General features: G+C 60.5%; 16 protein-coding genes and 1 pseudogene. 13 read left to right on the forward strand and 4 right to left on the reverse strand.

The window, feature by feature from the left end; genetic code table 11:
• The 10 genes and pseudogenes from ACM6IT_RS17500 to ACM6IT_RS17545 all read left to right on the forward strand — a co-directional run.
• Nucleotides 1–975, forward strand: a 975-nt coding sequence (locus ACM6IT_RS17500) for a DUF2345 domain-containing protein (RefSeq protein WP_414918408.1), incomplete at its 5' end; no start/stop codon positions are given.
• On the forward strand, nucleotides 976–1,764 hold the full coding sequence (locus ACM6IT_RS17505; RefSeq protein WP_414918409.1) for a DUF4123 domain-containing protein: 789 nt from the start codon (nucleotides 976–978) through the stop codon (nucleotides 1,762–1,764).
• Nucleotides 1,761–2,534, forward strand: coding sequence for a hypothetical protein (locus ACM6IT_RS17510; RefSeq protein WP_414918410.1), 774 nt, complete (start codon nucleotides 1,761–1,763; stop codon nucleotides 2,532–2,534). The genes ACM6IT_RS17505 and ACM6IT_RS17510 overlap by 4 nt, the downstream gene beginning before the upstream one ends.
• A gap of 141 nt (nucleotides 2,535–2,675) precedes the next feature.
• Nucleotides 2,676–3,203: a DUF3304 domain-containing protein gene (locus tag ACM6IT_RS17515; RefSeq protein WP_414918411.1), complete on the forward strand. Its 528-nt coding sequence runs from the start codon at nucleotides 2,676–2,678 to the stop codon at nucleotides 3,201–3,203.
• Nucleotides 3,191–4,147: pseudogene (locus tag ACM6IT_RS17520) on the forward strand (DUF2235 domain-containing protein); the annotation flags it as partial. The gene ACM6IT_RS17515 and the pseudogene ACM6IT_RS17520, both read left to right, overlap by 13 nt.
• A 79-nt stretch (nucleotides 4,148–4,226) precedes the next feature.
• The gene (locus ACM6IT_RS17525; RefSeq protein ID WP_414918412.1) at nucleotides 4,227–4,754 is read left to right on the forward strand and encodes a DUF3304 domain-containing protein; all 528 of its coding nucleotides are present in this window, start codon (nucleotides 4,227–4,229) and stop codon (nucleotides 4,752–4,754) included.
• The gene (locus ACM6IT_RS17530; protein ID WP_414918413.1) at nucleotides 4,742–7,075 is read left to right on the forward strand and encodes a T6SS phospholipase effector Tle1-like catalytic domain-containing protein; all 2,334 of its coding nucleotides are present in this window, start codon (nucleotides 4,742–4,744) and stop codon (nucleotides 7,073–7,075) included. The genes ACM6IT_RS17525 and ACM6IT_RS17530 overlap by 13 nt, the downstream gene beginning before the upstream one ends.
• Nucleotides 7,072–7,335: a PAAR domain-containing protein gene (locus tag ACM6IT_RS17535; protein WP_056722572.1), complete on the forward strand. Its 264-nt coding sequence runs from the start codon at nucleotides 7,072–7,074 to the stop codon at nucleotides 7,333–7,335. The genes ACM6IT_RS17530 and ACM6IT_RS17535 overlap by 4 nt, the downstream gene beginning before the upstream one ends.
• A 140-nt stretch (nucleotides 7,336–7,475) precedes the next feature.
• Nucleotides 7,476–8,465: a hypothetical protein gene (locus ACM6IT_RS17540; RefSeq protein ID WP_414918425.1), complete on the forward strand. Its 990-nt coding sequence runs from the start codon at nucleotides 7,476–7,478 to the stop codon at nucleotides 8,463–8,465.
• Entirely contained in the window at nucleotides 8,458–11,826 is a 3,369-nt protein-coding gene (locus tag ACM6IT_RS17545; RefSeq protein ID WP_414918414.1) for an ImcF-related family protein, read from the forward strand. The genes ACM6IT_RS17540 and ACM6IT_RS17545 overlap by 8 nt, the downstream gene beginning before the upstream one ends.
• A gap of 159 nt (nucleotides 11,827–11,985) precedes the next feature.
• Here the strand turns inward: ACM6IT_RS17545 and ACM6IT_RS17550 are convergent, their stop codons facing one another.
• Nucleotides 11,986–13,167, reverse strand: coding sequence for an acetyl-CoA C-acyltransferase family protein (locus ACM6IT_RS17550; protein WP_223541391.1), 1,182 nt, complete (start codon nucleotides 13,165–13,167; stop codon nucleotides 11,986–11,988).
• Nucleotides 13,164–13,946, reverse strand: a complete 783-nt coding sequence (locus ACM6IT_RS17555; protein WP_414918415.1) for an enoyl-CoA hydratase-related protein — start codon at nucleotides 13,944–13,946, stop codon at nucleotides 13,164–13,166. The genes ACM6IT_RS17550 and ACM6IT_RS17555 overlap by 4 nt, the downstream gene beginning before the upstream one ends.
• Nucleotides 13,947–14,163: 217 nt before the next feature.
• Here ACM6IT_RS17555 and ACM6IT_RS17560 point away from each other — a divergent pair, with 217 nt between their 5' ends.
• The 3 genes from ACM6IT_RS17560 to ACM6IT_RS17570 are packed head-to-tail and all read left to right on the forward strand — an operon-like array spanning nucleotide 14,164 to nucleotide 17,633.
• Entirely contained in the window at nucleotides 14,164–15,270 is a 1,107-nt protein-coding gene (locus ACM6IT_RS17560; protein WP_056722567.1) for a polyamine ABC transporter substrate-binding protein, read from the forward strand.
• A 39-nt stretch (nucleotides 15,271–15,309) separates the two neighbouring features.
• On the forward strand, nucleotides 15,310–16,728 hold the full coding sequence (locus tag ACM6IT_RS17565) for an aminotransferase (RefSeq protein WP_414918416.1): 1,419 nt from the start codon (nucleotides 15,310–15,312) through the stop codon (nucleotides 16,726–16,728).
• Entirely contained in the window at nucleotides 16,725–17,633 is a 909-nt protein-coding gene (locus tag ACM6IT_RS17570; RefSeq protein ID WP_414918417.1) for a helix-turn-helix domain-containing protein, read from the forward strand. Before ACM6IT_RS17565 ends, ACM6IT_RS17570 begins: the two co-directional genes overlap by 4 nt.
• Before the next feature lie 118 nt (nucleotides 17,634–17,751).
• Here the strand turns inward: ACM6IT_RS17570 and paaZ are convergent, their stop codons facing one another.
• Nucleotides 17,752–19,821 (reverse strand): phenylacetic acid degradation bifunctional protein PaaZ, encoded by a 2,070-nt coding sequence (gene paaZ, locus ACM6IT_RS17575; RefSeq protein WP_414918418.1) that lies wholly within the window; start codon nucleotides 19,819–19,821, stop codon nucleotides 17,752–17,754.
• Nucleotides 19,822–19,880: 59 nt separating this feature from the next.
• Nucleotides 19,881–21,134, reverse strand: a complete 1,254-nt coding sequence (locus tag ACM6IT_RS17580; protein WP_414918419.1) for an OprD family porin — start codon at nucleotides 21,132–21,134, stop codon at nucleotides 19,881–19,883.
• Nucleotides 21,135–21,164: the final 30 nt, after the last annotated feature.

The following is a 21,164-nucleotide window of genomic DNA, read 5'->3' on the forward strand; positions in this document are numbered from 1 at the left end:
TTGCACGACAGCCAGCACCCCGACCACGTCACCATGTACAACGAAAAGCGCAACGTGCTGCGCACCCCGGCCAACAACAAGCTGCGCCTGGACGATACCCGAGGGCAGGAACACATCAAGCTCAGCACCGAACACAGCGGCAAGAGCCAGCTCAACCTTGGGCACGTGGTGGATGCCGAGCGGCAAAAACGGGGTGAAGGGTTTGAGTTGCGCACCGATGCCTGGGGGGCGATTCGGGCGGGCAAGGGGTTGTTTATCAGCTCCGATGAACAGAGCAAAGCCCAAGGGCAGGTGCTGGAGATGGGGGCCGCATCCAGCCTGATCGAGGGGGCGAAAGGGCAGATAGCCTACTGGCAAGATATCGCCCTGGCCCACCACAGCCGCCAGCCCACTCTCGACGGCTTGCAGCAGTTGCAAACCGCCGCGAAAGACCTGGCCGACGCGGCCATCTTGCTCAGCGCACCCAAGGGCATCGGTGCGGTGACCCCGGCCAGCCTGCTACTGAAAAGCGGCGACGCGCTCCACCTGCAAAGTGACGACGACATCAATCTGGCCGCCGTCCAGCGACTTTTAGCCCACGCCATTCAAGGCATCTCCCTGCTGGCCCAGCAGGGAGGCCTGCGCGTGGTCTCCGGCAAGGGTCCGCTGGAAATCGAGTCCCACGACGATCTACTGAATCTGATTGCCCAACTGGACGTCACGATGCAGTCGGTGCAGGGGCATCTGCTGTTCACGGCCAAAAAAGGCATCACGCTGGCCAGTGGAGAAAATTTCATCCGCATCGATCCGAACGACGGCATCACTCAGGAAAGTTCCAGCAAGCTGACGTCTCGGGGGCAGCATGTCTGGGAGGGGCCTGGCGGCCAGAGTTTTCCGTTGATGGTGTTGCCGAAGTCGGTGTGTGAAGAGTGCCTGAAAATTGCTCAAGCCGAGGCGGCGGGCGCAGTGATGCGCACGACCAGTGGGGGACGATAAATGCAAGAAACTTATGAACAGTGGCTCGACCAGTTGGAAGGCTTGTGCCGTGCAGCGGACCTCGATCATGTTGATTTAATCGTCGACCAAGCGGGCTCCGATGTTTCCCTGCTACCAGCACTTGAAGCCATCGAGCCAGCCATTCCCTGGTTTTCATTTTTCAACACAACGCCGGAGGAGACGTTGTTGCTCCAGGCGCCGATCCTGATGCGCATCAGTCTGGACGATTGGCACCACAAAGCCTGGTTGGAAGAGATCATCGAGCAGATGGGGCACATGCCGAGACTCATGTTGTTGATTTCCCCCATCCCGTTCGATGTTCTGACCAAGACCCTGCAAGGACTTTCACAGCTTGAATGGGGAGGACAGTCTGGCTTGCTGCGCTTCTACGATCCGCGCGTGCTACCGCAATTGTTGGCAAGCGTCCTGGACCCGGAACAGAAACAACGGTTTCTGAGCCTGGCGTTGTTCTGGAGTTGGCTGGATCGGGATCAACGGATTGCCTGGCAACCGGGCACCTATGGCTCGGATCAGGTACTTGGAGAAGCAAACACTCCGGTTGAGTTGACGGATGCGCAATTTGATCGGTTGGGCTGCATCAGTGATGCGCAAAAGTTGCTCGGGTTTGCAGTGAAAACGTTTTCACAACTATCCAGTGAGGAGTGTTTTTCTCGCTGTTACCACGTTGTGCTTCAAGCAAGTTGCGAAAATTATTTCGGGGGTTTGAATGCTTGTGCGGTGGACAAGTTTGCTGTGTTGTCTGGTGCGAGTGGAGAGGAGCAAGAGTGACTAAATTTATAGCGAAATTAATATTGGTGGGGCTGCTTGTCTCATCTCTTATGGGGTGCGGAACAAATGCGGCGCGGATTGAAAACTTGGGTTTTGCCAGCGATGCAGATTATTACAGGGGGGTAGTAACAGATGTTCAGGTACTAACATTTAATGCGGATCTTGCATCCGTGCTTTGTTATATAACAATTATTTGTCCGGTTGTCGTGCTGGCCAGTATTCCAGTCGATCTGGCGGTCGATACGCTGAGCATTCCCCATGACTACGCGCGTGCAGATAGAAAAGAAGAAATGACTGATATCCAGGCGAGAATGGAGCCGAATCATGGGTATATTAAGTTTGACTTTGGTGGTTCAAAAAGCTTCCGAGCTTCTGCGCAATCAATTAGGTATGGGGTGGAGTATAAGAATGGCACTAAAAAAGACCTGAGGTTATATGTTGATGGTGCTCCCCTTGTTGACTCTTCGATGACGGCTTATATACCGGCCTTCAAAGGATACTTGCCTGATTTAATGTGGATGTATTATGGAGAGCGTTATGATGATGTAAAGGTTAGGTTTGTTTTTCCAGATAAGCTTTCTGCGTCTTCTGTCAACAGCTCAAAAGTAAACGATTGGCTGCATTCAAATAACAATACTTTTGTTTTCTATGATGGTAGGCAAGGGGTAGAAGACAAGGAAAGTAAAGTTTCAATTTCGCCAGCTATAAAATATCCGGATGTAAAGTTTTCGGTTGAGCCACGCTGGCGTCCAAGCTCACATACTTATTAAGTGGGCGGATTATCTGTGGTTTAAGGGGTGTCTGTATCTATGCGTAGCCAATGTGTTTGTTGCAGGTATATGTAGGTTTAAGCGAAAAAATTTTCATTCCGGGTGTTTGTCGTACGCGACTTAATAAACAGGGAGCGTTTAATGGGTAACGAGAAAGGGAAGGCTGGGCGGCAATGGGCTGTCGGTAGTTTGCTGTTGTTGCTGGGCGGGTGCTCTCCGGGGACTCCGAAGTATCTGGCCGGGGATTTGAATGGGGTTAATCACACGTCGGCGGCTATTAATTACTTCATGGTGAATGGTTATGGAGGAGGGAATGCCAGTCCTAATGGATACGGGGGTGGAGTGTGTTGTGTGATGTTGCCCAGCCAATGGTCGCCGGGTTTGAAGTTCAAAGTGGAGTGGGAAACTGATTCTGATCCTTATGCTAAATCCCCTCCATTGGGAACCGATGAGTTTCGGGCCTTTATGGTCAAGCATAAAGCCAAGTACCAGCAACACATTGCGATTGTGGAACTTCCGCCCTATGAAGACGAACTGTGTGCGTTGGAAGTGCACTTTCTACCTTGTCATCAGGTCAAGGTGTCCACTTCCTGCTGGCGCTACCCGTCACCCAACAGTCCGATCAAGGAACCTCTGAACATGCAGGAGCCAGCCGTATGTCCGAAGTAAAGAATCGTGATTCCGTGTATGTCCCGTCCCTGTTTCCCAAGGAAGGGCGGTTGCCCAGCGATCCAGCAGTTGTGAGGGACAATTACGATCGGCAAACGGCCGAAGTGGAGTTGTACCGTCAGCAGTTGAATGCCCAACGCGGGTTTCGCGGCGCTTCCACCTGCGCGCGTGCCCTGCACATCAGCCTGTTTTTCGATGGCACCAACAACAACGAGCCCTACGATACCCGCGAGGCCAAACCGCCCCACCCGACCAATATCGCGCGGCTGTTTCACGCCAGTCTGGATCAACCGGAAAACGGTTATTTTGGTTACTACATCCCCGGCGTGGGCACCCCCTTTCCCGAGATTGGCGAACTGGACTTCAGTATCATGGGTATGGCGTTTGCCAACCGGGGCGAGGACCGGATCAACTGGGGACTGCTGAGAATCGCCGACGCGTTGTCTTTTGCGTTAGATAACAAGAAGGGCTTGGCGCTCCCGGTCGCCCAGACCAAGCTCAAAGCCATGGCCACCACCTGGCCCATGACCGCCTTGGGCAAAAGCAGCCGCCGCCAGGCCATGGTTTCGCTGCTGGAGCCGTTGCGGGTCAAGGTGTCGACGGCGCAACCCACGGTGCTGGCGATCAAGTTGTTCGTTTATGGCTTTTCCCGGGGGGCCGCCGAGGCGCGCACCTTCATCACCTGGTTGAGCGAGTTGTTTGACACGCCGCAAGGCGCCGAGCTTCCAGAACAAAAGCTCCTTGGCCTGCCATTGAGTATCGAATTCCTTGGTTTGCTGGATACCGTGGCCTCGGTGGGCAGCGCCCGTGCCGCGCCCTTTGCCGAAGGGCATATGGACTGGGCCGATGGCACTCAATCACTGCCCGATGTCGGGCGTTTCCCCGAATGGATCAAGGACTGCCGGCACTTCGTCGCCGCCCATGAGCAGCGGTTGTGTTTCCCGTCTCAAGAAAAGGTAGTGAACGAAAGTTGCCTGTCGCAGGCATTTTTCGTGCGCAACTTAATAAACAGGGAGGCGTTTAATGATTAATGAGAAAGGGAAGGCAAGGCGGCAATGGGCTGTCGGTAGTTTGCTGTTATTGCTGGCCGGGTGTTCTCCGGGGACGCCGAAGTATCTGGCCGGAGATTTGAACGGGGTTAATCACACTTCGGCAGCCATCAATTATTTCTCGGTGAATGGTTATGGGGGCGGGAATGCCAGTCCTAATGGTTATGGGGGGGGCGTGTGTTGTGTGATGTTGCCCAGTCAATGGTCGCCGGGTTTGAAGTTCAAAGTGGAGTGGGAAACTGATCCAAACTCTAATGCCCGATTACCACCCTTGGGTACTGATGAGTATCGGGCTGCTTATGCCGAGCATAAAGCCAAGTACCAGCAACACACTGCGATTGTGGAGCTTCCGCCCTATGAGGAAAGGCTTTGTTCGTTGGAAGTGCATTTTCTACCCTGCCATCAAGTCAAGGTGTCCACGTCTTGCTGGGCGTATCCCTCTCCCAATAGTCCAATCAAGGAACCTCTGAACATGCAGGAGCCAGCCGTATGTCCGAAGTAAAGAATCGTGATTCCGTATATGTCCCGTCCCTGTTTCCCAAGGAAGGGTGGTTGCCCAGCGATCCTGAAGTGGTAAGGGCGAATCACCATCGGCAAAACGCCGAAGTGGAGTTGTACCGTCAACAACTGAATGCCGAGCGCGGTTTTCGCGGCGCTTCCACCTGTGCGCGTGCCCTGCACATCAGCCTGTTTTTCGATGGCACCAATAACAACGAGCCCTATGATACCCATAAGGCCGAGCCGCCCCATCCGACCAATATCGCGCGGCTGTTTCACGCCAGTATTCTTCAGCCGCAAAACGGCTACTTTCGCTATTATATCCCCGGCGTGGGCACCCCCTTCCCCGAGATTGGCGAACTGGACTTCAGTACCATGGGCATGGCGTTCGCCAACCGGGGTGAGGACCGGATCAACTGGGGACTACTGAGAATCGCCGACGCGTTGTCTTTTGCGCTCAATAACCAGCAGCGGCTGGATCTGCCGGTCGCCCAGACCAAGCTCAAAGCGATGGCCACCACTTGGCCCATGACCGCATTGGGCAAAAGCAGCCGCCGCCAGGCCATGGCTTCGCTGCTGGAGCCTTTGCGGGCCAAGGTGGCGACGGCGCAGCCCACGGTGCTGGCGATCAAGTTGTTCGTTTACGGCTTTTCTCGCGGCGCGGCGGAAGCGCGCACCTTCATCACCTGGTTGAGTGAGTTGCTCGATACCCCGGAAGGCGCCGAACTCCCGGAACAGAAGTTGCTGGGCCTGCCGCTGAGCATCGAATTCCTCGGCTTGCTCGACACCGTGGCCTCGGTGGGCAGCGCCCGTGCCGCGCCCTTTGCCGATGGGCATATGGACTGGGCCGATGGCACACAGTCACTGCCGGATGTCGCGCGCTTCCCCGAATGGATCAAGGACTGCCGGCACTTCGTAGCCGCCCATGAGCAGCGTCTGTGTTTTCCACTGGACTCGATCCGCTATGCCGATGGCCGTTACCCGCCTTATGCCACTGAAGTGGTTTACCCCGGCATGCACTCGGACGTGGGTGGCGGTTACCCGCCTGGGGATCAGGGCAAGGCCCGTGGCGGATCAGGCGAATTACTGTCGCAGATCGTTTTGCATGATCTTTATGCCGCTGCCTTTAGGGCTGGAGCGCCGCTGACTGTGCCCGAAGCCGTAGTGCCGGATGAACTGCGGCAGATTCAGCCATCGCGAAAGATGGAACCCGGTACCGGTGACGAATTCGACTTCAGTCCAACGCTCATCAACCGCTTCAACGCCTGGCGCACCACCCTGGGCCTGGCGGAAGACCCTACCTCACCTCCAACCACCAGCGAACCCCTACGCCTTGGCCACAACCTGGAAGACACCATGGCCGCGCAACTGGCCTGGCTCACTGGTTGGCGAATCGAGCGATTCGCCCGGGGCAGTTATGCCAATCAGCCTTTTTACGGCCAGGCCGTGCAAACCAACGCGACCCTGCAAGCCGAGCAGAAAGCCCAGCGTCAGATGGATACGAAGAAGGCCAAAGGGGCCCGCGCGGGCGTTCGAGGCCAACCCGTCGAAACGCAAAATCTGGCCGCCCTTGCCGGCCCACCGCCTTACGAACCAGTGCTGGACCAGCAGCAAATCCGCGAGGCCGCCGTCGAGTTCGAACACGACTATCAGCAGTGGCGCCGAGATCAGACCAGCTTTGGGGGATTGGTATTCGATGGCGTGCTGAGGGACACGGTGTATCTGCTCAGCGAGGATGACGAGCAGCGCGAGTACGCGCAGATCAAGGCGGCCGGAGAGTTGCGCGCCAAGGAACTGTTCATCGAACGTAGGGACAATCGGTTTGAAGTGAGTGACTCAGCGTCGATCGCTGCGGTAGTCGCCATGTTCGACGATCAGGTGCACGACTCCCGCGCCTGGTTCCTGCATGACTTCATGAATTCGCGGGAGATGTTTGGTGATTACTTCCGTTATCGCGCGGTGTATTTCGGCGATGAATCCAACAAGCGCTGGACGCCGGTCGTGGTGGCGGGACGCGTGGTGGGCATTGCCCTGGTGTTGGGCGGGGCGTACAGCATTCGTCGTTACGGCGGCAAAGCCTTTGCCGGGACGATGGTCGCGGCATCAGTGGGTTATCAGGTGATCAACGCCGCCACGGGCGAAGTGGAACCCTTCCTGCCGGGCGCGGAGCAGATCCTGAAATCGACGTTGGCCATCGGCCAGGTCGTGGCGCAGCAAAAGCAGGCCATTGTCAAAGCCGAAGACGCGCTGCGCATGGAGAACATGCTCGACTACCTGACCCGCAGTGGCGGGTTGGTCGAGCGGGTGAAGGAGGTGGTGTCTTGATGCCCTTGGTGCGTAGGGGCGATCCGCTGCGCCCTTATGGCGGCGAGGTGCTGGAAGGTCACTTCGAAGCCTTCGGCATGCCGGTGGCTTGCATGGGTGACAAGGTGCGCTGCGACAAACACGGCACGACGCGTATCAGCGAGGGCGCCTCGGGGTTCACCATGGAAGGCAAATTGTTGGCGCTGGATGGCTACCGCTGTGACTGTGGTTGCCGGTTGGTCAGCACCCTGGCGGTTTCCTCCATGGGGGTGGTGCCATGAATCGGCCGCCGGAGTACCCCGAGGTAGTGGCGCCAAGTGTTCCACAGTGGCGGTGCTGGTGGCTGGTTTTACTGTGGCTATGGGGCCTGCAGGCGGCCGCCTTGCTCACGCTGTGGCCTGAGGATCAGCCACGGCTGGAGCTGTGGTTATGGAGTGCCGTGCTGCCGTTGTGTTGGGCGTTGGCATTGGCCCTGCGCGTGTTGGCATGGCAAATCGGCCTGTTTGGCAACGGCGTGTATCACCGTAGCGTGGACGCCGCGGTTCAGCGCTGGTGGCGGCGCCGCAGTCTGGGTTTGCCGGTGCAGCAGGTGTGGTTGATTGGTCCAGCGGGCGATGTCCAGGACAATTACCAAGGGTTGATGGCAGGCACCTCTTTGCCGAAGCCATCGAAACTGCGGGAGGCCTCACAGGTACGGTTTTGTTGCCCGCTTTCGCTGACCAAGACCACCCTGCGCGCACCGGCCCTGGCTCGGTATCTGGCTCGGATGACCCTTGAACTCCCGGAATTGAAAGAACGTTGGCCGGCATTGCGAGGTGTTGCCTGGATGGGGGATGAGAGCAGCCAGACCGCCTTCACAACGGCACTGGGCAAGGGGGGAGTGGTGCTGCCCGAAGCACGCTTGCCTTTGGACGATCTGACCGATCTGGACGCTCTGATCGATGCCTTTTTCCACGATTGTCGTGACAAGGATGATTGGGTGCTGTGCGCTGGCGTGATCTCGGTCGAAAGTGCTGAAGGCACAGAACTGCCCGGCGAGGCGGGCTTTCTCTGGCTGGTGAGTTCGCAGGGGCGCCAGGTGTTGCACCGGGGAGAGTACTTGAATGAGACGCACCAGACAGCTGTAGGCCTCTGTACACAAATGCAGCGATATGCCGGGATCGACTCGGCCCCCCCAACCTGCCTTGCAATGGATAAGGAAAGCCAGGAAGCCTTCGTGGAAGGCGGGTGGTCGGCTGGCGAACATCAATTGGCAAGACACTGGGGGGGACTGGCGTATATCGCACCATTCATTGGTATGTCCCTGGCGCTGTTACAGGCGGGGAAGGCCGGACAACCTTGCGGTTGGCTGAGTCAGGATGGAAACAAGCGATTGGCTATTGGAATGGCGGTGCCTCATGGCAATGAATAACGCAAAGTACAAGGGTTCTTTGATTCGCGTGGGATTGGGTTATCTGCTGATCCTGGCATTACTGGTGATACTGGGTTGTCTGCTGTATGCCTTGAGCGGCACTCACTTCGGCTGGCCGCAACTGTCGCTCAAAGACTTGGCGCTGCGCGGTTTCGGCATCTGGTTTGCCATCGGCTGGACCTGCCCGACCATTCTGCTGGCCTGGGATCGGCTGGCAGGGACTCGGTCGAATCGGATAATCGGAATGGTCGCTGAAACACCGGTTTCACCCTTGAGCAAACCGAGCGATTCCCCCGACATTTCCTGGTTCCCCGAATTAAAGGAGCACCTGCGCGAGAACTACAGTTTTCTCAAACGGCCAAAGGTTCGCTTTCTGTTGGTCGTCGGCGAACCCGAGCAGGTCGAAGCCATCGCCCCCAAACTGGCAGTACAAAAATGGCTGGAAGGTCACGACACCATCCTGCTTTGGGGCGGTAGCCTGCAAAGCAAATTCGATGATTCACGCCTCGAAGCGTGGCGCAACCTGACCCGCTGGCGCCCCCTTGACGGCGTCATCTGGGCCCTCGACAAACCACAAAGCGCCGACCCCCGCGCCATGGACCATGGCATACGCCACCTGCAAACCCTGGCCCACAAGCTGCGCTGGCAGTTACCGCTGCACCTGTGGCAGGTCTGCGACAGTCAGTGGGACCAGAAAACACGCCAGACCCAGGCGGTGGGTTGTCTGTTGCCGACACGGTTGACGCCGGTGGCCGTGGAGAATGCTCTGCAAGACCTGTTGGAACCCCTGCGCGACTCCGGATGGGCGCAGATGCATGGAGCCATTCATCATGACTTCCTGCTGCGCCTGTCCCGCGATTTGCAGGTCGAGGGCATTGCCCGTTGGCGGCAGGCGCTGACGCCGTTGTTCCGGGTGTTTGCCCGTGGCGTGCCGTTGCGCGGGTTGTGGTTCAGCCTGCCGGTGCCGGGTGGCGAAGAAAAAAAGGGAAATACTGAGCACTTTTGGCACGCCACACCGCCCTGGGAGGGCGTGCTCGGTGACAAGACTGTTCACCGTCGCCGTTTGGGCTGGGGCGCCACGCGGATCAGTTATTCACTAGCAATGGGGCTGGCGCTGATCTGGGGCGCCGGCCTGCTGCTGTCCTTCGCCAGCAACCGCGTGCACATTGCCCAGATGCAGAGCACGTTGGTCTCTCTCGAACAGTCGCAGAGCCCCGACGAACAACTGCTGGCGTTCAACGAGTTGACCCGCGAGCTGGGGCGCCTGGACTACCGCGCCGAGCACGGCACGCCCTGGTACCTGCGCTTCGGCCTCAACCAGAACGACCTACTGCTGGCCGTGCTGTGGCCACGCTATGTCGAGGCCAACAATCGCCTGCTGCGCGATCCAGCGGCCACCAATTTGCAACAGCAACTCAACACCCTGATCAACCTGCCACCCGCCAGCGCCGAACGCGCCAAGCGTGCCCCGCAAGCCTACGCGCAGCTCAAGGCCTACCTGATGATGGCGCGCCCGGAAAAAGCCGACGCGGCTTTCCTCGCCAAGGTGCTGGTCGAGACCCAGGCGCAGCGAGCCGAGATGACGCCGGGGCTCTGGCGGGGCCTGTCATCTGGCCTTTGGCAGTTTTATGCCGAGCAACTGGCGGCCCATCCGGCCTGGCGTATCGAGGCTGACCCGACGCTGGTGGCCCAGGCCCGTCAGGTACTGCTCGGCCAGCTTGGCCAGCGCAATGCCGAAGCCAGCCTGTACCGCCAGGTGCTCGATGCGGCGGCCAATCACTACCCGGCTCTGAGCTTGCCGCAGATGGTCGGCGACACCGACGCCCGCGCGCTGTTCGCCACCACGGCCAGCGTTCCCGGGGTGTTCACCCGCCAGGCCTGGGAGGGCCAGGTCCGCCAAGCCATCGACGAGGTGGCCGAGGCGCGCCGCGAGGAGATCGACTGGGTACTCAGCGACAATCCCGCCAGCCTCGCCGCCGACTTGAGCCCGGAGCAACTCAAGGAACGCCTGACCGAGCGCTACTTCCAGGACTACGCCAGCGCCTGGCTGGACTTCCTCAACCGCCTGGACTGGCAACCGGTAGGCAGCCTGGATCAGGTGATCGACCAGTTGACCCTGATGAGCGACGTGCGCCAGTCGCCGCTGATCGCGCTGATGAATACCCTGGCGTATCAGGGCCAGGCCGGCACTCGCGGCCCGGCCCTGGGTGCGTCGTTGATCCACTCCGCGCAGAAGCTGATGACCCAGGACAAGGTGCCGCTGATCGACCAACAGGTCCCCGGCGCGAGCGGTCCGCTGGACGCCACCTTCGGTCCGCTGCTGGCGCTGTTGGGCAAGGAGGCCGAAGGCAAGAACGACAACGACCGGCTGAGCCTGCAGGCCTTTCTCACCCAAGTCACCCGGGTACGCCTGAAGCTGCAACAGGTAAGCAGCGCCGCCGATCCGCAGGAGATGACCCAGGCCCTGGCGCAAACCGTGTTCCAGGGCAAAAGCGTCGACCTCACCGACACCCGCGCCTACGGCAGCCTGATCGCCGCCAGCCTGGGGGCGGAGTGGGGCGGGGTCGGCCAGACCCTGTTCGTGCAGCCGCTGGAACAGGCCTGGCAAAGGGTGCTGCAGCCGTCGGCGGCAAGCCTCAATCGCCAGTGGCAACGGGCGATCGTCAGCGACTGGCACGGCGCGTTTGCCGGGCGTTACCCGTTCGTGGCGACCACCAGCGATGCGTCATTGCCGATGCTTGGGCAAATGATCCGTGCCGACTCCGGGCGCATCGAGCAGTTCCTGCAACAGCAACTGGGCGGTGTGTTGCGCAAGGAAGGCCAGCGCTGGGTGGCCGACTCGCGGCACAGCCAGGGCCTGCGCATCAACCCGCGGTTTCTCGCGGCGCTCAACCAGCTCAGCCACCTGGCCGATGTGCTGTTCACCGACGGCGGTCTCGGCCTGGGGTTCGAGCTACGGGCCAAGCCGGTGCGCGACGTGGTGCAGACTACCTTCATCCTCAACGGCGAAAAACACCACTACTTCAACCAGAAGGAAAGCTGGCAACGCTTCAGCTGGCCAGGCTACAGCGACCGTCCGGGGGTGAGCCTGACCTGGACCAGCGTGCAGGCCGGCGAGCGTCTGTTTGGTGATTACCAGGGTACTTGGGGCTTGATCCGCCTGCTCGAACAGGCTCGGGTCACCACGCTGGACGACGGCGACAGCCACTACCGCGTGCAGCTCAAGGCCCCGGACGGCCTGGGCCTGACCTGGCACCTGCGCACCGAACTGGGCGCGGGACCGCTGGCGCTGCTCAAGCTGCGCGGCTTCAAGCTGCCGACGCAGATTTTTCTCGCCGAGGGTGAAAAGGTGCCGCGCTGATTTCGACCCCTGGCAACATATTTGTTGGTGAAGCGTGCGATGGAGTGGGTCAGGTAGTTGATTTTTACTGCCGGTGGTCAGGTAGCAAACAATCGGCTCGCGGAAATGTAAAAAAGGCCGGTGATCTGCGCGATCACCGGCCTTTTTTACAGCTGTTGCTTACACGCGTTCAAAAATCGCCGCAATCCCCTGGCCACCACCGATGCACATGGTTACCAGCGCGTAACGGCCGCCGGTGCGGTGCAGTTCGTGGATGGCCTTGGTGGCGATGATCGCGCCGGTCGCGCCTACCGGGTGGCCCAGGGCGATGCCCGAACCGTTCGGGTTGACCTTGGCCGGATCAAGATCGAGTTCCTGGCTGACGGCGCAGGCCTGGGCGGCGAAGGCGATGTTGGCTTCGATCACGTCCAGGTCGGCGACGGTCAGGCCAGCGCGCTTGAGCGCCAGGCGGGTGGCCGGGATCGGGCCCAGGCCCATGAATTCCGGTTCGACGCCGGCGTGGGCGTAGCTGACCAGGCGGGCGAGGGGTTTCAGGTTGTTGGCCTGGACCGCGTTGCCGCTGGCCATGACCAGTGCGGCGGCGCCGTCGTTGAGGCCCGAGGCGTTGCCGGCGGTGACCGAGCCGTCCTTCTTGAACGCAGGCTTCATCGCCGCCAGCTGTTCCAGGGACGTGGCGCGTGGATGCTCGTCGACGCTGAACAGTTTGACGCCTTTGCGATCCTGGATTTCCACGGTCGCGATCTGCTCGCTGAAGTAGCCGTTGGCAATCGCGTGGGCCGCGCGTTTCTGGTCTTCGAATGCCAGGGCGTCCTGCATTTCGCGGGTGATGCCGTTGCGTGCGGCGACGTTCTCGGCGGTGATGCCCATGTGGATGCCATGGAAGGGGTCATGCAGGATGCCGAGCATGTAGTCGATGACCTGGGCGTTGCCCATGCGCGAACCCCAACGGGCGGATGGCATCAGGTACGGGCCGCGGCTCATGGATTCGGCACCGGCTCCAACGACGATGTCGGCATCGCCGAGCATCAGGGTCTGGGCGGCGTTGATGATCGCTTGCAGGCCCGAACCGCACAGGCGGTTGACGTTGTAGGCCGGGGTTTCCTTCGGAATGCCGGCGTTCATCGCCGCGACGCGGGAGATGTAGGCATCGCGGGTTTCGGTCGGGATCACGTTGCCCATCACCAGATGGCCAACGAGCGCCGGGTCCACGGCGGCTCGCTCCAGGGCGGCCTTTACGGCCGTGGTCGCGAGGTCGGCCGGTGGCACGTCCTTGAGCGAACCGCCGAATGTACCGATGGCGGTACGGGCGGCGCTGACGACGTAGATTTCTGGAGTGTTCATGGCTGGTTTCCTTTCGGTGGATTCTTATCTGTACTGCGGTTGAGCAGGGCGTTCAAGGCGGTTTTCGCCTCGTCGGTATTCAGGCGCTGAATGAACAGCGTGTTTTCTTCGCGCAGGGTGGCTTCCAGTTCGGCCAGGGAAGCCTGTTTCATCAGCTGCCGGGACTGGCGCAAGGCTTGCTGGGGCATGGCCAGGAAGCGCTGGGCGATTTTTGTCGCCGCCGCCAGGCATTGTTCGCCGTCATCGAAGGCTTCGTTGGCCAAGCCCCAGGCCACCGCTTCGTTGCCGTCCAGGCCGTTGCCCAACAGCAGCAGGCTCGCGGCGCGGGCGTGACCGAGGCGGCGGGGCAGTAACAGGCTGGCGCCGAATTCGGGGCACAGGCCGATGTTGACGAACGGCATGCGCAGCTTGGCGTTGCGGGTGACCAGTACCTGATCGCAATGCAGCAGCAAGGTGGTGCCGATGCCGATGGCCGCCCCGCAGACTGCCGCGATCAGCGGTTTTTGCAGGCGCGTGACGACCTTCATCAAGTGGAACGCCGGGGCGTCCAGATGAGTGGGCGGATTTTGCAGGAAATCCACCAGGTCGTTGCCGCTGGTGAAGCACGCCGGGCCACCGGTGAGGATGATCACGCCGGTCTGCGGGTCTTCGTCGGCGGCCAGCAACAGCTCGGCCAGTTGCGTGTACATGGCGTTGTTCAGTGCGTTGAGCTTGTCCGGACGGTCGATGGTCAGCGTCAACACGCCGTCGCGTTGCTCGTGTTTGATCAGGTCGGTCATCGCAGGCTCTGCAGGGTCGGTTCAGGGCTGCCACTTTAAGCGCCGGACAAACTCCGGATCTATGGCAAAACGGGTCAACTGCACTGCCGCTTTTTGCCATGCCGGTGCGCCAAAAAGCGACACACACCCATTCGGGGTATGGCCGCGCCCGGCGAATCGACCAATAGTGAGGGCATCCGCTCATCCAGAGCCGAACTCGCTATAAGGTGCATTTGCTATGGGCAAGACGCTGCTTAAGGTGATTTCCAGTCTGTTTGTTGTACCGCTGACCTTTCATGCCTACGCCGCCGAGGTGGACGGCAGTAATACGCTGCGGCTGTACAACTGGGCGGACTACATCGGTGAAAAAACCATCGCCGATTTCGAAAAGGCCAGCGGTATCAAGGTGGTCTACGACACCTTCGATTCTTATGAAACGGTACAGGCCAAGCTGCTCACCGGCCACTCCGGTTATGACCTGATCGTGTTGAACGCCTCCCTGGCGCCACCGCTGATCAAGGCCAAGGTGTTCCAGCCGCTGGACAAGAAGCTGCTGCCGGGCTGGACCAACCTGGACCCAAAAGTCCTGGAGGATCTGCAAGGGTATGACCCGGGCACCGCCTACTCGGCGCCTTATACCTGGGGCAGCAACGGCGTCACCTACAACGTCGACAAGATCAAGGAACGCATGCCGGACGCACCGATCGGTTCGCTGGCGATGATCTTCGACCCCAAGATCGTCTCGCGCTTCGCCGATTGCGGCGTGACCCTGCTCGATGCCCCGACCGAAGTCATCCCCATGGCCCTGAAGTACCTGGGACGCGACCCGAGAAGCGCCGCACCGGAGGATCTGAAAGCCGCCCAGGACTTGTTGCTGTCGGTACGGCCGTACATCCGCAAGTTCGACTCGGTCAATTACCTGACCAGCCTGCCCAACGGCGACGTGTGCATGGCCATGACCTGGTCCGGCGACTACGCCACCGCCATGGCCCGAGCCGCGGAAGCCAAGAAGAAGATCGACCTGGCCTACTTCATCCCCAAGGAAGGCTCGCTGATCTGGTTCGACAACCTGTACATCCCCGCCGACGCGCCCCACGTCGTCAATGCCCACAAGTTTCTCGAGTACCTGATGCAGCCGCAGGTGATGGCGGACGTGAGCGATTTCATCAACTACGCCAACAGCAACGCCGCCGCCACGCCGTTGTTGAACGCCGATGTGCGCAACAACCCGGCGATCTATCCCGATGCGCAAACCCGCGAGCGGCTGTTTCCGCAGAAGACCCAGGACGCCAAGGACATGCGGGCGATTACCCGGGTCTGGAGCACGGTGAAAAGCGGCATCTGATGGGTTCGATCGTTAGTCATTTCGATTAGAGGTTTATTTATGGCAACGCCTACACGCAGCGTTTTTTCCCCAGCGGACGAGTCCCGGCTGGTCAAGGCCGACAAGGCTCACCATATGCACGGCTATCACGTGTTCGACGAACACGCCGAACAAGGCTCGCTGAACATCGTCGCAGGCGATGGCGCCTACATCTACGACACCCAGGGCAACCGCTTTCTCGATGCGGTGGGCGGCATGTGGTGCACCAACATCGGTTTGGGCCGTGAGGAAATGGCCGAGGCCATCGCCGATCAGGTGCGGCAACTGGCTTATTCCAATCCGTTTTCCGACATGTCGAACAACGTGGCGATCCAGCTGTGCGAAAAACTCGCAAGCCTGGCCCCCGGCGACCTCGACCATGTGTTCCTCACCACCGGCGGCTCCACCGCCGTGGACACTGCCTACCGGCTGATCCAGTACTATCAGAACTGCCGTGGCCTACCTGCGAAGAAGCACGTCATTGCGCGGTTCAACGCCTATCACGGCTCCACTACCCTGACCATGTCGATCGGTAACAAGGCCGCCGACCGGGTGCCGGAGTTCGATTACGCCAACCCGCTGATCCACCACGTCTCCAACCCCAACCCGTACCGCGCGCCGAACGGCATGGACGAGGCGCGGTTCCTCGATTTCCTGGTCAAGGAATTCGAAGACAAGATCCTCTCGATCGGCGCGGACAAGGTTGCCGGGTTCTTCGCCGAGCCGATCATGGGTTCGGGCGGGGTGATCATTCCGCCCCGGGGTTATCTCAAGCGCATGTGGGACGTCTGCCAGCGCTACGACATCCTGTTCGTCGCCGACGAAGTGGTGACCTCGTTCGGGCGCCTGGGCAAGTTCTTTGCCTCTTATGATGTGTTCGACGTGCAGCCCGACATCATCACCACCGCCAAGGGCCTGACCTCGGCCTATCTGCCGCTGGGTGCGTGCATCTTTTCCGAACGCATCTGGAAAGTCATCGCCGAACCAGGCAAGGGCCGCTGCTTCACCCACGGTTTCACCTACAGCGGGCATCCGGTGTGCTGCACGGCGGCGCTGAAGAACATCGAGATCATCGAGCGGGAAAACCTTCTGTCCCATGTCGACACGGTGGGGGCTTATCTGGAGGAGCGCCTGGCAACCCTGCGGGACTTGCCGCTGGTGGGCGATGTGCGCTGCCAGAAACTCATGGCCTGCGTGGAATTCGTCGCCGATAAACGCACCAAGGCGCTGTTCCCCGACGAGATCAACATTGGCGAGAAAATCCATGTGCGGGCCCAGGCCCGGGGCTTGCTGGTGCGGCCGATCATGCACCTCAACGTGATGTCGCCACCATTGATCCTGACGTTTGCCCAGGTCGATGAAATCGTCGAGACCCTGCGCGAATGCATTCTGGAGGTGGCCGCCGAGCTTGAAGCGAGCGGACAGTACGCGGGCCAATGATTTCGCCAGTCAGGCTGTTACCAAGGGCTTGTCCAGCCGCTAGACTGCGTGGCATGAGCAAACCAGACGACGATACGCTGATCGCGGTGCCCTTCGGGGCATTGCACAAATGGCATGGGGGAATGCGCGAGGCATTCGCCCATGTCGATGAGCCCGACGCCCTGCAACACCTGGCGTCAGCGTTGGCGCAACTGGTGTCCGTCGAGTCGATGATGATCAGCCTGGAGCGCAAGGACCGCGCGCCCCAGTTGCTGCATCAGCGCGGGATTGCCCAGGAGTATCAGGTGTCGATCCTGGAGCGCTATTTTGCCGGGGGCTATTTGCTCGACCCGTTCTGCCTGGCGGTGGAGCAGGGGTTGGCGCAAGGCTTCTATCACCTGGAGGAAATTGCCCCCGACAATTTCTTCGACAGTGACTACTACAAATCCTATTACCTGAAGGCGGGCTGCTCGGAAGACAGCTACTACATCGTCGATACCGGCAATGACACGAAGATTTCCGTCAGTCTCTATCAGGGGTTCGGCGGTGAATGCCTGAGTGCCGAACAGCTGAACCTGCTGCGCGCCGTGGAACCGCTGGTGCGCGAATTCATCAGTGAGTTCAGTCAGCGTGGATTGCTGCGCAGTGGCGAGATCCAGTGCGATAAAGAGCAGGGCGTGCGCGATGATCTCAAGCACCGGGTGCAGTCGGCGTTCGAGCATTTCGGCAGCGACTTGCTCACCGAGCGTGAGCGGCAGGTGGCGCACATGGTGTTGCGCGGGCATTCGGTGAAATCCACGGCCAGCCAGATGAACATCTCACCGGAAACCGTGCGCATGCACCGTAAGAACCTGTATCTGAAACTGGAAGTGGGGTCGCAGTCGGAATTGTTTGCGCTGTTTATCGAGTGGTTGCGCAGGCATTAACAAGCAAAAGATCGCAGCCTGCGGCAGCTCCTACACCGATCCGGTACAACCGCCATTTCGCGAATGCACCCAATCCCTGTAGGAGCTGCCGCAGGCTGCGATCTTTTGACTTTAAGGATTAGTCCTCACGCTTGACCACCAAAGTCAAAATGTCATAGCTGGCTACCAACTCACCCAGCTGGTTGGTCACTTCCACATCCCAAGCCACCACCCCTTGCGGAACGCCTTGCGGGCTCTTCTTGCCCTGGTCGATCTTGCGTTTGCAGGTCAGGCGCGCCTGGATGGTGTCGCCGATGCCGACCGGGTTGATGAAGCGCAGGGTGTCGAGGCCGTAGTTGGCCAGCACCGGGCCGACGCCAGGGGAGACGAACAGGCCGGCCGCCGCCGACAGTACGAAGTAGCCGTGGGCGATGCGCTTGCCGAACTGCGATTCCTTGGCGGCGATGTCATCGAAGTGCATGTAGAAGTGGTCGCCCGACAGGCAACCGAAATTCACCAGGTCCGCTTCGGTGACGGTGCGGCGGTGAGTCAGCAGCGACTCGCCGATCTGCAGGTCCTGGAAGTGGCGACGGAACGGATGCACGTCGGTTTCGATGACCTTGGCGCCGCGCACGTACTCGCCGGTGACCGCCGCCAGCATGGTCGGCGAACCTTGTACCGCCGCGCGTTGCAGGTAGTGTTTCACGGCGCGCAGGCCGCCGAGTTCTTCACCACCGCCGGCACGACCCGGGCCGCCGTGCTTGAGTTGTGGCAGCGGCGAGCCGTGGCCGGTGGATTCGCCGGCACAATGGCGATCCAGTACCAGCAAACGACCGTGCCAGGCCGCCGCGACCGGGATGGCCTTGGCGGCGATTTGCGGGTCCTTGGTCACCAGGCTGGCCACCAGGCTGCCTTTGCCGCGCGCGGCCAGGGCCAGTGCTTCGTCCAGATCGTCGTAGGCCATCAGGGTGCTGACCGGGCCGAATGCTTCGATGTCGTGGGCACCGCCCTCGGCATGGGGGTCGCGGGCCTGCAACAGGGTCGGAGCAAAGAACGCGCCTTTGTCGACATTTTCACCGCGCGGTTCGAAGCCGTCGCGGGCGCCGAACAGCATGTCACTGCTCTGCAACAGCGCTTCCAGGCGTTCGGCCACGTCTTTGTGCTGGTCGGTGGAAGCCAGTGCGCCCATGCGCACGCCTTCCACCGACGGATCACCGACCACCACTTTGGCCAGGCGATCACGCAAGCGGGTAGCGACTGCATCGATGTGTTTGGCCGGCACGATGGCGCGGCGGATGGCGGTGCATTTCTGCCCGGCCTTGGTGGTCATTTCCCGGGCGACTTCCTTGATGAACAGCTCGAACTCTTCATCATCCGGGGTCACGTCCGGGGCGAGGATCGCGCAGTTCAGTGAGTCGGCTTCGGCGTTGAACGGCACCGAATTGCGGATCAGGTTCGGGTTGACCCGCAGCTTGGCCGCGGTGTCGGCGGAACCGGTGAAGGTCACCACGTCCTGGCCTTGCAGGCGGTCAAGCAGGTCGCCGGTGCTGCCGATGATCAGTTGCAGGCTGCCCGCCGGCAGCAGGCCGGATTCGTCCATCAGGCGCACCACGGCTTCGGTCAGGTAGCTGGTGGCGCTGGCCGGTTTGACGATGCACGGCATGCCGGCGAGGAAGCTCGGGGCGAACTTTTCCAGCATGCCCCAGATCGGGAAGTTGAACGCGTTGATGTGCACCGCCAGACCGCCGCGAGGCACCAGAATATGGGTGCCGGCGAAGGTGCCCATTTTGCTCAGCTGCATGGCCGGGCCTTCGTGGACAATATTGCCCGACGGCAGCTCCCGCGAACCGAGGCTGGCATAGGTAAACAGCGTGCTGTTGCCGCCCTCGATGTCGATCCAGCTGTCGGCGCGGGTCGCGCCGCTGTGGTGGGAAATCGCGTAGAGCTGTTCCTTGCGCTCGCTCAGGTACAAGGCCAAAGCCTTGAGACGCTGGGCGCGTTGCTGGAAGTCCAGCGCCATCAAGCCGCTGATGCCCTGGCGACGGCCATGTTCGATGGCCTCGGCGAAGTCCGGGCGCTCCTCATGGGTGCGGGCGATTTCATGGCCGTCAATGGCACTGCGCAGCACTTGTGCGCCCTGTTGGCCGAGCCAGCGGCCGGCGATGAAACTCTGCAGGGTAGGGGCATGCAGTGTAGGTGAGGAGGACATCACGATTGCTCCTGGTTATGAAGGGGTGTGGCGCGGCCTCGACCGCGCCATTCGGGGGATTACCAAAGCGCCAGGGTGTAGCCGACGATCAGCCGGTTTTCATCCAGGTCGGTCGTCAAGCCATTGCCGGAACGGAAGGTCACGTTGCGCCAGCGCAGGCTGACGTTCTTGAACACACCGCTCTGGATGACGTAGTTGATATCGGTGTCGCGCTCCCATTCGCTGCCGTTGTCGACCCTGCCCGCGTTGACATGGCTGCCGTCGGTGTAGCGGGTCATGAAGGTCAGGCCGGGAATGCCTTGCGCCGCGAAGTCATAGTCGTAACGCAGCTGCCAGGAATCCTCGTCGGCGCGGGTAAAGGTGTTGAAGGTCACCAGGTTGACCACGTACGGATCGCCGCCGTTGAGGAACGGAAAGGCGCTGTCGCCGGACAATTGCTGGTAGGCGGCACTGACCTTGTGGGCACCGTGGGACACCGTGAACATGCCGTTGAAGTTGCGGTTGTCGATGCGCCCGGCCCGTTCGGCGCCGTCGCCCCGGCTGTCGAAATAACGCAGGTCGCTGCGCAGGTTGAAGCCGTTGCCCAGCGGTTGCGTATGCACCAGTCCGGCGAATTGCTGGCGATAGATCTGGTCGAGCTTGCCGTAGTAGTAGCTCAGGTTCAGCTGCGGACTGAACGCGTAGCTGCCGCCACCGAAGTCGAAGCTGTCGCTGGTGGCGGCGGCGTAGCCGATGTCATCGTTGCTGGAGGAGTCGCGCAGGTTGGCCTTGGTCAGGCGTCCGGCATTTACCGTCAGGCCGTCGATTTCCTGGCTGGTCAGCAAGCCACCTTCAAAGGTCGAGCTCAACAAGCGTGTGTCGTTGTAGGTCACCACTGGCAACAAGGGTTGCAGGGTGCCGAGCTTCAACACGCTTTTGGAGACCCGCAATTTGCCGGTCAGGCCCAGTTCGCTGTAATTGTCGTCGGGCTCATGGCTCTGCGGGCCGAACGGCAGCAGGCCGGTACCACGGCGGTCGGGACTGGAGTCGAGCTTGAGCCCCAGCTCCCCCAGTGCGTCGAGACCGAAACCGAAGGTGCCGTCGGTGAACCCGGACTCAATGCGCGCAGTGAATCCCTGGGCCCATTCTTCGGCCTTGGATTGCGGCGCGTTGTCCTGACGGAAGTCACGGTTGATGTATTGGTTGCGCATATCAATACGGGCCTTGCTGTCGCCGATGAAGTCGGCCATGGCGCTGGGGGCGATCATGGGCAGAGTCAATGCGGCGGCCAGTGAAAACAGTGATGGGTAAGACGTGGTACGTGCGGGTGTCATTATTTTTATTCCCTGCCAACTGTTCGGTCG

This window comes from Pseudomonas sp. IT-P4 (genome assembly GCF_949767755.1).
GTDB classification, from domain to species: Bacteria; Pseudomonadota; Gammaproteobacteria; order Pseudomonadales; family Pseudomonadaceae; genus Aquipseudomonas; species Aquipseudomonas monachiensis.